General features: G+C 68.5%; 11 protein-coding genes. 9 read left to right on the top strand and 2 right to left on the bottom strand.

Annotation, left to right across the window (positions count from 1 at the left end; translation table 11 throughout):
- Positions 1 to 177: 177 nt before the first annotated feature.
- On the bottom strand, positions 178 to 498 hold the full coding sequence (locus GEM_RS25125; RefSeq protein ID WP_014900227.1) for a high-potential iron-sulfur protein: 321 nt from the start codon (positions 496 to 498) through the stop codon (positions 178 to 180).
- Positions 499 to 617: 119 nt separating this feature from the next.
- Entirely contained in the window at positions 618 to 2,111 is a 1,494-nt protein-coding gene (locus GEM_RS25120; RefSeq protein WP_014900226.1) for an aldehyde dehydrogenase family protein, read from the bottom strand.
- Between the two features lie 443 nt (positions 2,112 to 2,554).
- On the opposite strand from GEM_RS25120, the gene peaA reads away from it, so the two are divergent.
- The 9 genes from peaA to GEM_RS32000 all read left to right on the top strand — a co-directional run bounded on the left by peaA (position 2,555) and on the right by GEM_RS32000 (position 13,824).
- Positions 2,555 to 4,162: a quinohemoprotein amine dehydrogenase subunit alpha gene (gene peaA / locus GEM_RS25115; protein WP_014900225.1), complete on the top strand. Its 1,608-nt coding sequence runs from the start codon at positions 2,555 to 2,557 to the stop codon at positions 4,160 to 4,162.
- Between the two features lie 71 nt (positions 4,163 to 4,233).
- Positions 4,234 to 5,664 carry a quinohemoprotein amine dehydrogenase maturation protein gene (gene peaB / locus GEM_RS25110; protein ID WP_014900224.1) on the top strand — a complete coding sequence of 477 codons (1,431 nt, stop codon included), beginning with the start codon at positions 4,234 to 4,236 and terminating at the stop codon, positions 5,662 to 5,664.
- 1 nt (position 5,665) lies between these two features.
- Complete coding sequence (gene qhpC, locus GEM_RS25105) at positions 5,666 to 5,989, top strand: quinohemoprotein amine dehydrogenase subunit gamma (RefSeq protein ID WP_014900223.1); 324 nt, start codon at positions 5,666 to 5,668, stop codon at positions 5,987 to 5,989.
- Positions 5,990 to 6,017: 28 nt separating this feature from the next.
- The gene (peaD, locus tag GEM_RS25100) at positions 6,018 to 7,136 is read left to right on the top strand and encodes a quinohemoprotein amine dehydrogenase subunit beta (protein WP_014900222.1); all 1,119 of its coding nucleotides are present in this window, start codon (positions 6,018 to 6,020) and stop codon (positions 7,134 to 7,136) included.
- Between the two features lie 45 nt (positions 7,137 to 7,181).
- Complete coding sequence (locus GEM_RS25095) at positions 7,182 to 8,900, top strand: AMP-binding protein (RefSeq protein ID WP_014900221.1); 1,719 nt, start codon at positions 7,182 to 7,184, stop codon at positions 8,898 to 8,900.
- 492 nt (positions 8,901 to 9,392) lie between these two features.
- Complete coding sequence (locus GEM_RS25090) at positions 9,393 to 11,627, top strand: TonB-dependent siderophore receptor (protein WP_014900219.1); 2,235 nt, start codon at positions 9,393 to 9,395, stop codon at positions 11,625 to 11,627.
- Between the two features lie 59 nt (positions 11,628 to 11,686).
- Entirely contained in the window at positions 11,687 to 12,298 is a 612-nt protein-coding gene (gene pnuC / locus GEM_RS25085) for a nicotinamide riboside transporter PnuC (protein WP_014900218.1), read from the top strand.
- A 35-nt stretch (positions 12,299 to 12,333) separates the two neighbouring features.
- A complete protein-coding gene (locus GEM_RS25080; RefSeq protein WP_014900217.1) occupies positions 12,334 to 13,524 on the top strand; it encodes a phosphotransferase enzyme family protein in 1,191 nt (396 codons plus the stop codon).
- Between the two features lie 45 nt (positions 13,525 to 13,569).
- Complete coding sequence (locus GEM_RS32000; RefSeq protein WP_187293257.1) at positions 13,570 to 13,824, top strand: hypothetical protein; 255 nt, start codon at positions 13,570 to 13,572, stop codon at positions 13,822 to 13,824.
- Positions 13,825 to 13,849: the final 25 nt, after the last annotated feature.

Raw genomic sequence — 13,849 nt, 5'->3', positions numbered from 1 at the left:
GTCTGGCATAAGCCCGGGCATAAATCCATCCGGTCAAAAACCTAAGACCCAGGCGGGGCGCGGCGGCGCGGGCGATTTGCGTGCGCGCGCAGACCGTCTTCGGCGGGCGAGACAACGCGACGTGCAGGGCGACATGCATGGCGGGGTGTGCGTGCGAACTTCGCGCGACGGCGGCGCTCAGGCGCGCAGGTTGTACGCGTTGCACCAGCCGCCGTTCGCGACCCGTTTTCCGGCGAACAGCGGGCACGGTGCGTTCGGGTCGGCAGCCTTGCCCTGGTACAGGCTGCAGCGGCCGCAGTCCTGGCCCGGCGCATAGCGCGCGAACGCGGCGCGGTCGACGCGCGAGGCGTCGGTGCGATAGCCGAGCGCTTTCGCGGCCGGGTCGGCTTCGTCGAGCAGCGCCGGCGCGGCGCACGCGGCGCGCGGCAGCGCGGCGGCCGACAGCAGGCCGGCGGCGGCGATCATGAAGGTGCGGCGGGAAGCGGGGAGGCGGGGCATCGGGTGTCTCGTGGTCGTTGTCGGTCAGGAACAGCGCAGAAAAATACGAGCGCCGAAGAAACAAGCGCGCCGCGCGACATCGCCGCGCGGCGCGTGGGTCGCTCACATCGGCGACGCGATCACACGTTCATCAGCACCGATTTCAGTTCCGTGTAGTGCTCGATCGCGGCCGCGCCCATCTCGCGGCCGAAGCCCGACATCCGGTAGCCGCCGAACGGCAGCGCGGGATCGAGCGCGCTGTGGCAATTGACCCAGACCGAACCCGAGCGGATCTTCGGGATCATCCGGTGCGCGGCCGACAGGTTGTTGGTCCAGATGCTCGCGCCGAGCCCGTAGCGCGTATCGTTCGCGAGGCGGATCGCGTCGTCGATCGTGTCGAACGGCATCGCGACCAGCACCGGCCCGAAGATCTCCTCCTGCACGAGCGGGCCCTTCTGGTCGACGTCGACGAGCACGGTCGGCTTCACGAAGTAGCCGGGGCCGTACGCTTCGCCGCCGCACGCGAGCTGCGCGCCCAGTTCGCGGCCGCGCTCGATGTAGCCGGCCACGCGCTTTTGCTGCTTCGCCGAGATCAGCGGCCCCATGTCGACCGACGGGTCGAGCGCGTTGCCGAGCTTCATGTTGCTCGCGATGCCGGCGATGTCGCCCACCACGCGATCGAAGTGCTTGCGCTGCACGTACAGGCGCGAGCCGGCGCAGCACACCTGGCCGTGATTGAAGAAGATCGCGGTGGCCGCGCCGGACGCCGCAACGGCGGGGTCCGCATCGTCGAACACGATCGTCGGCGACTTGCCGCCGAGTTCGAGCGTCACGCGCGTCATCGATTCCATCGCGGCCTTGCCGATCAGCTTGCCGACTTCGGTCGAGCCCGTGAAGGTCAGCTTGTCGACGTCCGGGTGGTGTGCGAGCGCGGCGCCCGCTTCCGCGCCGGTGCCGGTGACGACGTTGAACACGCCGGTCGGATAGCCGGCTTCCTGCACGAGTTCCGCGAGCCGCAGCGCGGTGAGCGGCGTTTCGTCGGCGGGCTTCAGCACCATCGTGCAGCCCGTCGCAAGCGCGGGGCCGAGCTTCCAGCACGCGAGCAGCAGCGGGAAGTTCCACGCGACGATCGCGCCGACCACGCCGACGGCCTCGCGCCGGATGAAGCCGTGGAACTGGCTGTCGGGCATCAGCGGCATCGACACGTCGACGGTCGCGCCTTCGATCTTGGTCGCCCAGCCGGCCATGTAGCGCAGGAAGTCGATCGACAGCTGCACGTCCATCACGCGCGCGATCTGTGCGCTCTTGCCGTTGTTCACGCATTCGAGCTCGGCGAGCTGCTGCGCGTCGCGTTCGAGCAGATCCGCAAGACGCCACAGCAGGTTCTGCCGTTCGCGCGGCCGCATGCGGCTCCACGCGGAATCGTCGAACGCCTGCCGGGCCGCGCGTACCGCGTGGTCGACGTCGGCCGCGCCGGACGCCGGCACGCGGCACAGTTCGTCGCCGGTCGCGGGATTGTGGACTGCCAGGGTGGCGCCGCTTTCGGCGCTGCGCCACGCATCGCCGATCAGCATCGACGGCGTGCGCGCGATGAACGACTGGGTTTGCGGAAGTAACGACAACGTTGCCTGCATGGAAGCTCCTCGCTCATCGGGGTTCGGGTGTCGAGGCGAAAAGCAGCTTCCATACCAATGACGCCACGGCGGCCTGCGTGCGCCGCGCGCGCCTTGCGGCGCGGGGCGTGCGGCGAGATGGCCCGCGCTGTCGCGCACGCTGGGCAGCGCCGCGTGCGCCGTGCGATGTCTCAATTTGAGAATCCGGATGCAACGTGAGACGCGACATGCGGCACGCGCGCTGCCGGCCGGCATCGTATCGCCGCCGCCATGGCGCGCGAATGCCGGTTTGGCGCGCCGGTTTGAATCGGGATTTTCCCGAGCGTTCGGCGGGAAAAGCGCGTGTTTTCCTTGTGGCAACCCCGACGCCGGCGACTGGCACGGCCTGTGCTTGAAGAGCGTGAGACAAGCGCCGCAGCGCTGCATGCCGGACGATTCGAGACCCCACGTAAAGGAGCAGAGCCTTGTTCAAGACTTTCATTCGACGCAGCAGGCCGCCCCGCGCGGCCGCGGCCGTCGCCGCCGCCGGTGCGCTCGCGCTGGCCTCGGGCGCCGTGCAGGCCCAGGCCCAGGCGCCGCGCGACGCTCACGCGATCCTGAGCCAGACATGCGCGGCCTGTCACGCGGCCGAGTCGAAGGATTCGTGGAGCCGCATCAGCCATCAGCGCAAGACGCCGGAAGGCTGGCTGATGACGATCGCGCGGATGCAGACGATGCACGGCCTCACGATCAGCGACGACGAACGGCGCATTCTCGTGAAGTACCTGTCGGATACGCAGGGCCTCGCGCCGTCGGAGACGAAGGATTTCCGCTACGCGCCGGAGCGTCGCCTGAACACGCAGGAGACGATCGGCAACGAGGAATTCAAGCAGATGTGCGCGCGCTGCCACTCGGCCGCGCGTCCGCTGCTGCAGCGCCGTCCGGTCGCCGAATGGGACAAGCTCGTGAACTTCCACCTCGGGCAGTGGCCGTCGATCGAGTATTCGGCGATGGGCCGCGACCGCGACTGGCTGAAGGTCGCGCTCACCGACATGGCGCCGCTGCTTGCCAAGGACTACCCGTACGACAGCAAGGCGTGGACCGCATGGAAGCAGCACCATCCGCCCGCGACCGCGCTTGCGGGCACCTGGAGCTTCGGCGGCCATATGCCGGGCAAGGGCGACGCGTACGGCACGATGACCGTGAAGGGCGGCTCGGGCGACCGCTTCGACGTCGAGCTGAAGGGGCGGTTCGCGGACGGCAGCCCGCTCTCGGGCACCGGCACGGCGACGCTCTACACGGGCTACGAATGGCGCGCGAGCGTGAAGGTCGGTGACACGACGATGCGCCAGGTGCTGATGGCCAGCAACGGTGCGCTGCGTGGCCGGATGTTCGACGACGCGCATGACGAGCGCGGCCTCGACTTCAGCGCGGCGAAGCTCGGCAACGCCCAGATCGTTGCAGTGCAGCCGGCTTATGTGAGGGCGGGCGGGGAGGCCGACGTGACGATCGTCGGCGCGAACCTGCAGGGCACGCCCGCGTTCGGCGCCGGCGTGACGGTCGCATCGGTGCTCGAGCGTACGCCGGAGTATGTGCGGGTGCGCGTGAAAGCCGCCGACGGCAGCGCGGCCGGCCCGCGCAGCGTGAGTGTCGGCGCCGCGCATGCGGACGGGTTTGCCGTCTATCGCGAGATCCACGACGTGAAGGTAGAACCCGACTTCTCGGTCGCGCGCATCGGCGGCAACGGCGGTTCGACGCCGAAGGTGGAAGGGCGTTTCGACGCGGTCGCATGGGGCGTCGACGGTGCAGGCAAGCCGTTCCGCATCGGCGTCGTGCCGGCGCAATGGTCGGTCGCGCCGTTCGACGATCAGTCGAAGGGCGACCGCGACACGCAGTTCGCCGGCACGATGCAGGCATCGACGGGCATCTTCACGCCCGGCAACGCGGGCCCGAACCCCGCGCGCCGGATGGGCACCAACAACACGGGCAACCTGAACGTCGTCGCGACGGTGACGGACGGCTCGCGCACGGTGACGGGCACCGGGCACATGATCGTCGCGGTGCAGCGCTGGAACAACCCGCCGCTGCCCTGACCGGTCCGCATGTCCCCGCGCCGGGCCGCCACGCGGCCCGGTCCGAATCCGACGAACGCAAGGAGAATCCGATGAGCGCCCTGTTGAACGTGGTCGAACGCAACGTGCATGAAGTGCGCGTCGACGACGAGCGCCTGATGTTCCATGTGCCGAGCAGCTCGCTGTTCGCGGCCGATCGCGTGACGGCCGACATCATCGACGCGCTGCGCGCGAGCAGCTGCACGGCCGACGAGCTGTTCGCGCGGCTGGCCGGTCGCTCGCCGCACGGCGAACTCGCCGAAACGCTCGGCGAGCTGATGGCCCTCGAGGTCGTCAGCGACGGCTCGCCGCTCACGCCCGAGATCGCGGTGAAGCGCGTCGAGCGCACCGCGATCGACACGGTCGTGCTGAACGTGAACACCGGCTGCAACCTGAGTTGCACGTATTGCTACAAGGAAGACCTCGACACGCCGTCCGCGGGGCGGCGGATGGACATCGAGACCGCCAAGGCGTCGGTCGAGATGCTGCTGAAGGAATCGCCCGACCTGCCGCGCTACACGGTCGTGTTCTTCGGCGGCGAACCGCTCAGCAACCGCAAGCTGATCGAGTGCATGGTCGAGTATTGCGAGCTGCGCTTCGGCGCGCTCGGCAAGCAGGTCGAGTTCGTGATGACGACCAACGCGACGCTCTTGACCGAGGAGATCGTCGACTGGCTCGACGCGCACCGCTTCGGGCTGTCGGTCAGCATCGACGGGCCGCGCTCGATCCACGACCTGAACCGCCGCACGGTCGGCGGCGCGGGCACCTACGACGTCGTGCGCCGCAAGGTCGAGATGCTGCTCAAGCGCTACCGCAGCCGCCCGGTCGGCGCACGCGTGACGCTCACGAGCGGTGTGACCGACATCGAAGGGATCTGGGACCACCTGTTCAACGAACTCGGTTTCGCCGAAGTCGGCTTCGCGCCGGTCACGTCGGGGCAGCTCGACACGTTCAACCTGCAGCCCGACGAACTCGTGCAGGTGTTCGCGAACATGAAGGCGCTTGGCCGGCGTTATCTTGCCGCCGCGCTCGAGAACCGCAACATCGGCTTCTCGAACCTGCACCAGCTGATCACCGACCTGCACGAAGGGCACAAGAAGTCGCTGCCGTGCGGCGCGGGGCTCAAGATGCTCGCGGTCGACCACAAGGGCGACCTGAACCTGTGCCACCGCTTCACCGGCTCGGCGCTGCCGACCTTCGGCAACGTGCATGAAGGCGTGGCGCAGGCGCAGCTCAACGACTTCCTGTCGCAACGCCTCGAGCGCAGCGGCACCGGCTGCGAAACCTGCCGCATCCGCAACCTGTGCTCGGGCGGCTGCTATCACGAGAGCTACGCGCGCTACGGCGACCCCGCGCATCCGACCTACCACTACTGCGAGCTGATGCGCGACTGGATCGATTTCGGCATCGAGGTCTACAGCCGGATCATCGCCGGCAACCCGGCGTTCATCGGCAACCACATCACTCCGCGCAAGGCGAACTGACATGAAACATCTGAAGCCGCTCAACAACAAGGCGAAAAAGCTCGAGGAGGCCGTGCAGCAGGATCGCCTCGAGGAAGTCGTCGCGATGACGTCGGTCGCGGGCTGCACGTCGACGACCGATCCCGGCTGGGAGACGGACGTGTTCGGCGGGGTCGCGTCGCTGTGCCAGCCGATGGAGGCCGACCTGTACGGCTGCTCCGACCCGTGCTGGTGGCCCGCGCAGGTGCCCGACATGATGAGCACCTATCCGGACTGGAACAAGCACGCGACCGATTCCGGCGCGGACTGGCGCCAGCTCGGCAGCGTGTTCCCCAAAGACAAGTGATCCACCCGGCACCGATCAAGGATTCTCCATGCGATTCACGACTCCCCTGAGCCGCGCGCTCCTCGCGGCCGCGCTCGCCTCGGCCGCGTCGCTGTCGGCCGCGGCCGACGGTCCGCTGCAGGCCGGCCACGAGTACCTCGCCGTCACGAACTACCCGAACAACCTGACCGTGATCGACACGGGCACCGACAGCGTCGTCAAGACCTGCACGCTGCCCGACGCATTCGGCCCCGGCACGATCCAGATCAGCCCGGACCGCAGCCGCGCGTACGTGTTGAACAACCACTACGGCGACCTGTACGGCGTCGATCTCGATTCGTGCAAGACCGTGTTCCATGCGGAGCTCGCCGAAGCGGGCAACGAGCGGGCGCGCGCGATGTTCTCGATCGGCCTGAGCCCGGACGGCAAGGAGATCTACAGCGTCGTCAACCCGACCAGGCTGAACCGCGACAGCTACGAAGTGCAGTCGCCGCGCCTGCAGGTGTATCGCACCGACGGCGGGCTCGACGCGAAGCCGGTGCGCACGTTCGCGGCGCCGCGCCAGACGACGATGCTGCAGGCCGCCGACGACGGGTCGCTGTTCATCGTCGGCGCGGACATCTACCGGATGAACGCGCAGACGGGCAAGTACGACGTCGCCGTGCCGCTGCGCAACTGGAAGCAGCCGCTGCACGGCCAGCCGGATGTGCTGTACGTGTGGCCGCAGCAGCGTCCGCAGCACACGCTCAACCTGCTCTATACGGCCGACCGCTTCAAGGACGAGAAGAAGGACCCGGCATCCGCGCAGACGATGTACGGCTACGTCGACATCGACCTGAAGACGGGCAACGCGACGGTCAGGGATTTCGCACCGGTCACCGAGGTGTACTTCACGGGCGGGCTGTCGCCGAAGGATCCGAACGCGATGTACGGCGTGCTGAACCGTCTCGCGAAGTACGACGTGAAGAACGAGAAGCTGGTCGAGGCCGCGCCGCTCGATCACTCGTACTACTGCCTGTCGTTCAACCGCGCGGGCAGCAAGCTCTATCTTGCGGGCACCTTCAACACCGTCGCCGTGTACGACGCCGACTCGCTGAAGAAGCTGAAGGACATCCGCGTGCCGGGCGGCGACATGGCGATCACGACCGCGCAGATGTTTACACGATGATGCATGCGCCGGCCCGCGGGCCGGCGCCGTAGATCAGGAGACTACATGACCACTGCCATCGCCACCGGCATGCCGCGCGACGGCCTGTCGATCGTGCAGGGCCGTACCGACGTGCCGCTGTCGGACGCGACCGTCGCCGCGCTGCTGCGCGACACCGCATCGCGCTTTCCGGCGCGGCCGGCCGTCGTGTTCCGCGAGCAGGGCATCCGCTGGGACTGGCGCACGTTCGCGCACGAGATCGACGTACTCGCGGCCGGGCTCGTCGCGCTCGGGATCGAGCCGGGCGACCGCGTCGGCATCTGGTCGCCGAACCGCGTCGAATGGCTGCTCGCGCAGTTCGCGACCGCGCGCATCGGCGCGATCCTCGTCAACATCAATCCGGCCTACCGGCTCGCGGAACTCGAGTACGCGCTGAACAAGGTCGGCTGCCGTGCGCTGATCGCGGCCGAGCAGTTCAAGTCGTCGAAGTACCTGGAGATGCTGCAGGCGCTCGCGCCGGAACTCGCGCACTGCGCGCCGGGCGAACTGCATGCCGCGCGGCTGCCGAGCTTGCGCACGGTCGTGTCGATGGGCGAGGTAGTGCCGGCCGGCATGTTCCGCTTCGCGGACGTGATGGCGCGCGGCCGGGACACGCTCGATGTCGCGCGGCTCGACGCGATCGGCGCGACGCTCGCGGCCACCGACCCGATCAACATCCAGTTCACGAGCGGCACGACCGGCAGCCCGAAGGGCGCGACGCTCACGCACCGCAACGTCGTCAACAACGCGCGCTTCATCGCGATGGCGATGTGCTTCACCGAGCAGGATTCGCTCTGCATTCCGGTGCCGCTGTATCACTGCTTCGGCATGGTGCTGGCGGTGCTCGCGTGCGTGTCGACGGGGGCCGCGATGGTGTTCCCCGGCGAGGCGTTCGATCCGGTTGCCACGCTCGCGGCCGTCGCCGACGAACGCTGCACCGCGTTGCATGGCGTGCCGACGATGTTCATCGCGGAGCTCGACCATCCAGAGTTTGCGACGTTCGACCTGTCGACGCTGCGCACCGGGATCATGGCCGGGTCGCCGTGTCCGATCGAGACGATGAAGCGCGTCGTGTCGCAGATGCACCTGTCGGAGATCACGATCGCGTACGGGATGACGGAGACGAGCCCGGTGTCGTTCCAGAGTTCGACCGACGATCCGCTCGAGAAGCGCACGACCACGGTCGGGCGCGTGCAACCGCATCTCGAAGTGAAGATCGTCGATCCGAATGGTGACGTCGTGCCGGTCGGCGCGACGGGCGAGCTGTGCACGAAAGGCTATTCGGTGATGCCCGGCTACTGGGACGACGACGCGAAGACGCAGGAGACGATCGTCGACGGCTGGATGCATACGGGCGACCTCGCGACGCTCGATGCCGACGGCTATTGCAACATCGTCGGCCGGCTGAAGGACATGGTGATTCGCGGCGGCGAGAACATCTACCCGCGCGAGATCGAGGAATTCCTGTTCCGCCATCCGAAGATCCAGAGCGTGCAGGTGTTCGGCGTGCCCGATGCGAAATACGGCGAGGAGCTGTGCGCGTGGATCGTGTTGCGCACGGACGAGCAGATGTCGGAGGACGACGTGCGGGCGTTCTGCCACGGCCAGATCGCGCACTACAAGATCCCGAAGTACGTGTGCTTCGTCGACGAACTGCCGATGACGGTGACGGGCAAGGTGCAGAAGTTCGTGATGCGCCAGCAGATGATCGACGCCTGGGGGCTGAAAGCCGCCGATACCGCGTAGTGCCGCGCAGGCGGCCGTCGTGCCGCCCGCTGCGTCTGCCATGACCGCCCGCCGGGCGGTTTTCCCTGCCGCCCCGTCCGCCCGGGGTAGAATGCGCGCCACGCCGCGATGTCGCGCGCGACGGGCATCGCGCCGTTCCGACCAACGGCGCACGCAAATGCCCGGCGCCCGCACCGGGGCGTTCGAAGCGTCCCCCGCATGACCAGACCGCGCGATGCAGCCGGCTGCCGCCGCGCACCCGGCCCACGGATCGGCGGCGGCGTCGGTGCCCCGGCGCGTCACCTGAATCCGACGTCCCATCCTGCGTTTTCCGATCGATCGGCCCGCGTGCGGCCGGATCGTCTGATTCGTGCGATGCATGTCGTGTCGACGGTCGTACCCGGCGGCTCCCCGGGCCCGTCGCGCAATCGTGCGCGGGCGCGCGCTTCGCAGCTTCGTAACGTGTTTCGAGTGTTTCGACAGGGTCGAGTGGCGAGTTTTCCATCCAGAATAATGACGGTGAATAGAACAACAGCGTCGCCCGCACGGCGGCGGCGCGCGAAGGTCGGGCTTGGCGTCGGTCTCGGCCTGACGCTGATCGCGGCGCAGGCCGCCGCGGCACAGGGCGACGCGCCGGCAGCATCGGACGCCGATGCTGCCGGCAGCACGATCCTGCCGGCGATCTCGGTCAGCGGTGAGCGCGGCAACGCGTTGCGCGTGCGCGCAGCGTCGGTCGCGGGGCTCGACGACGCGCCGCTGCGCGACACGCCGGCCTCCGTCAGCGTCGTCACGCGCGCGCAGATCGACGACCAGCAGGCGAAGCGCCTGAGCGACGTGGTGCGCAACGACGCGTCGGTCGTCAACGACTATGCGCCGGTCGGTTACTACGAAGGCTTTGCGATCCGCGGCTTCCCGGTCGATCTCGCGAGCGCGATCCGGATCGACGGGTTGACGGTGTCCGGCGAGCAGAACGTGCCGCTCGAGAACAAGGAGCGCGTCGAGATCCTGAAGGGGCTCGCCGGCATCGACAGCGGCGTGGTCGCGCCGGGCGGCGTGATCAACTTCGTGACGAAGCGCTCCGCGAACGTCGCAAGCGTGACGGCCGGCGTCGACAGCCGCGGCTCGACGTCCGCGGCCGTCGATCTCGGCCGCCGCTTCGGTCCCGACCATCAGTTCGGGTTCCGGATCAATGCCGCGAAGGAGAACATGCACTCGTATATCGACGGCACGAACGGACGGCGCACGTTCGGTTCGATCGCCGCCGACTGGGACATCAGCCCGCGCGCGAGCCTGCAGCTCAACGCGGAATTCCAGCAGTGGATCCAGCGTTCCGCGCCCGGCTACCAGCTGCTCGGCGGCACGGTCGTGCCGTCCGTGAAGACGACGTCGAAGGCGCTCGGCACGCAACCGTGGGCGAAGCCGGTGACGACCGACGCGCTGAACCTGAACGCGCGCTTCGACTACCAGTTCAACGACGACTGGAAGGCCTACATCGCTGCCGGCCGCAGCCGCACGATGATCGACGACAACAGCGCGTTCGCGTATGGCTGTTCGTATGCGCCGAGCTGCGCGGCCGGCACGACGTCGCCGTTCTTCTTCGGTGCGAACGGCGACTACGACGTGTACGACTTCCGCAGCCCCGGCGAATACCGTCGCAACGACGACCTGCGCGCGGTGACGACGGGCCGGTTCGCGACGGGCCCGCTGCATCACGAGCTGACGCTCGGCGTGAGCGTGCAGCGTCGCGTCGTGCACATGGCCAATGCCGTGTACGACTACGTGGGCAGCGAGAACATCTATGGGCCCGACGTCACGTTTGCGCCGTCGCCGAATACGGCCGGGCCGTCGTATCCGCAACTCGACGCGTGGCAGTACGGTGTGTTCGGGCTCGACCGCATCAGCATCGGCGAGCACTGGCAGGTGCTCGCGGGCGGCAAGGAAGTGCTGCTGCGCCAGCGCAGCTGGGACAGCCTCGACGGCGCCGCGACGCACACCGACCGCTCGGTGTTCCTGCCGCAGGTCGCGCTCGTCTACAAGCCGGTGAACGTGCTGTCGCTGTACGCGTCGTACAGCAAGGCGCTGTCGCTCGGCGACCAGGCGCCGGTGCGTGCGACCAATGCGTATGCGTTCCTGCCGCCGGTCGAATCGCACCAGTTCGAACTCGGCGCGAAATACGACTGGCTCGACCGGCTGAGCCTCACGGCCGCCGTGTTCTCGATCAGCAAGCCGTTCCAGTTCGCCGACCCCGATGCGTCCGGCACGAGCTACACGTTCGTGCAGCGCGGCACGCAGCGGCACCAGGGGATCGAGCTCGGCGCGGCCGGGCGGCTCACCGAGCGGCTGTCGCTGACGGCCAGCGTCGCGGCGATTCGCGCACGCGCGTACGATTCGGGTTCGCCGGCGTACGAAGGGCACCAGATCATCAACGTGCCGGCGCTGCGCGCGTCGCTGTATGCGGATTACGCGGTGCCGGGCGTCGCGGGGCTGAACATGCTGGGCGGCGTCGAGTACAGCGCCGGGCGCAACGCGAACGAAGAGGGCACCGCGCGCGTGCCGTCGTGGTTCGTGTTCAACCTCGGCGCACGCTATACGACGAAGATCGGCGGCCACCGCGCGGTGCTGCGCGTGTCGGTGGACAACCTGTTCAACAAGTTCTACTGGCGCGACGCGGGCGAGCAGCAGGGCGACGCGTACCTGTTCCCGGGCGCGCCGCGCACCGCGCGCGTATCGTTGACCTATGATTTCTGATCGACCGGATCCGGCCGCGTGACGCGCGGCTCCGGCAGCTACCCAGGAGAGCACAGACGATGTCCCCACTCGAAATCGCCGGCGTGATCGTCAGCGCGCTCGCGATCTGGCTGACCGCGAAGCGGCGCATGCTGTGCTGGCCGGTCGGGCTCGCGTCGGTCGCGTTGTATGGCTGGATCTTCTTCGACGCGAAGCTGTATTCCGACATGCTGCTGCAGGGCGCGTTCGCGGTGCTGCAGGTGTACGGCTGGCGCCGCTGGATCGCGCAGCGTACGCTGGAGGCGAGCGGCGGCGCGGCGCCGCAAGGCGACGTCGCGCCCGTCACCGGCGTGCGGCCGCGGCAGATGCTGCCCGACCTGATCGCGGCCGTCGTCGGCAGTGCGCTGCTCGGCGGGATGATGGCGCGCTGGACCGATGCGGCGCTGCCGTTCGTCGATGCATCGCTGACCGCGTTCAGCCTCGTCGCGCAATACTGGACCGCGCGACGCTACATCGCGTCGTGGGGGCTGTGGATCGTCGTGAACGTCGTGTATGTCGGGATGTTCGTGTTCAAGGAACTGTATCTGACGGCCGGACTCTATGCGCTGTTCATCGCGCTCGCCGTCATCGGCTGGCGTGACTGGAGCCGGACGGCCGACGCGCTGCGCGCGACCGCAAGCCCGGCGGGCTGATTCACGGGTCGTTCAACCACGGAGCAACGTCGTTCATGTCATTTCCACTCGAGCCGGACGGGCCGCTATCGCGGGACGTCGCACCGCCGCAGTTCGGTGTCGACGGCGAGCAGGCCGAACGCGACTGGCCGCTGATGACGCACGACGAGGTGGCTGCGTTGCTCGCAAGGATCGATGGCGCCGGCGAGCCGGCGCGGTTGACGTGGCACAGCCCGCGGCAGTTCGCGGCGGCCGCGCTGGTGCGGATGACAGACGGCCGCGCGCTGTTCGTCAAGCGGCATCACGTGAGCCTGCGCGACGTCGCGGGGCTCGAGGAAGAGCATCGTTTCATCGCGCATCTGCGCGCACGCGGCATGCCGGTGGTGGACGTGCTGGCCGATCGCGACGGCGCGACGGCCTTTGCGTCCGGCGACTGGACGTACGAGGTGCATGTGGTCGCGCCCGGCGTCGACCCGTATCGGGGCGTGATGTCGTGGCAGCCGTTCACGCATCCTTCGCATGCTTACGCGGCCGGCCGCGCGCTGGCCGAACTGCATCGCGCGTCGGCCGGTTACGATGCGCCGGCGCGGCCCGTGCGCACGCTGTTGTCGAGTTTCCGCGTGCTGTCGTCCGCCGACCTGGCGGGGGCGCTCGAACGCTGGGTCGATGCCCAGCCGCTGCTGGGGTGCGCACTCGGCACGCGCGACTGGCGCGGCGATGTGGCGGATGCGATCGGCCCGTATCACGCGCGGCTCGTGCCGCTGCTGCCGGCGCTGCCGCCGCTCTGGACGCACGGTGACTGGCATGCGTCGAACCTGCTGTGGACCGACGCCGGACCCGGCGCGCAGGTGCGCACCGTGCTCGATTTCGGGCTGTCGGATCGCACCTGCGCGGTGATGGATGTCGCGCTCGCGATCGAGCGCAATACGGTCGACTGGATGGCGCCGGCCGATGCGCGCCGCGTCGAATACGCGCACATCGATGCGCTGCTCGACGGCTACGAATCGCTCGAACCGTTGAGCGACGATGCGTATGCGGCGCTGGTCGCGATGCTGCCGATCGTGCATACGGAGTTCGCGCTGTCGGAAGTGGCGTATTTCGGGTGCATCATCGACGCCCCGGCGATCGTCGATATCGCGTACGACGGCTACCTGATCGGGCATGCGCGCTGGTTCGGCGAACGCGACGGCCGGCAACTGCTCGACTGGCTGGTGCAACGCCGGCGCGCGAAGCAGGGGCGTGCCTGACGCGGGATCGTAGCGACACGACCGCTTCGCGAGCCTGATCGGGACATGAAATTTTCGTCATGCATCGTCGACACGTATCCGGCTGGCGCGACGACGTGGATGACGCTCGACGTTGTCGGGCCCGGCGCGCGCCATGCGGCGGCGAAGGTGCCGAAGCAGGCCGCCAGCGGCGACGGTAACGTGAGCAGCGCAAGCTTCACGGTTGGTGTCATGGGGCCTCGGCGGTTGCGTGCCGGGCGTTGCCCCGGCATCAACCGGCGATTGAACACCTTGAAGCGGCCTCAAGGTCAACGCATTTGACGCGGGCGCACCGGCGAGCCGGCGC

This window comes from Burkholderia cepacia GG4, assembly GCF_000292915.1.
In the GTDB taxonomy this organism is placed as follows: domain Bacteria; phylum Pseudomonadota; class Gammaproteobacteria; order Burkholderiales; family Burkholderiaceae; genus Burkholderia; species Burkholderia cepacia_D.
The sequence above is the reverse complement of the archived record's forward strand: the minus strand, read 5'-3'. Positions and strand labels throughout refer to the sequence as shown.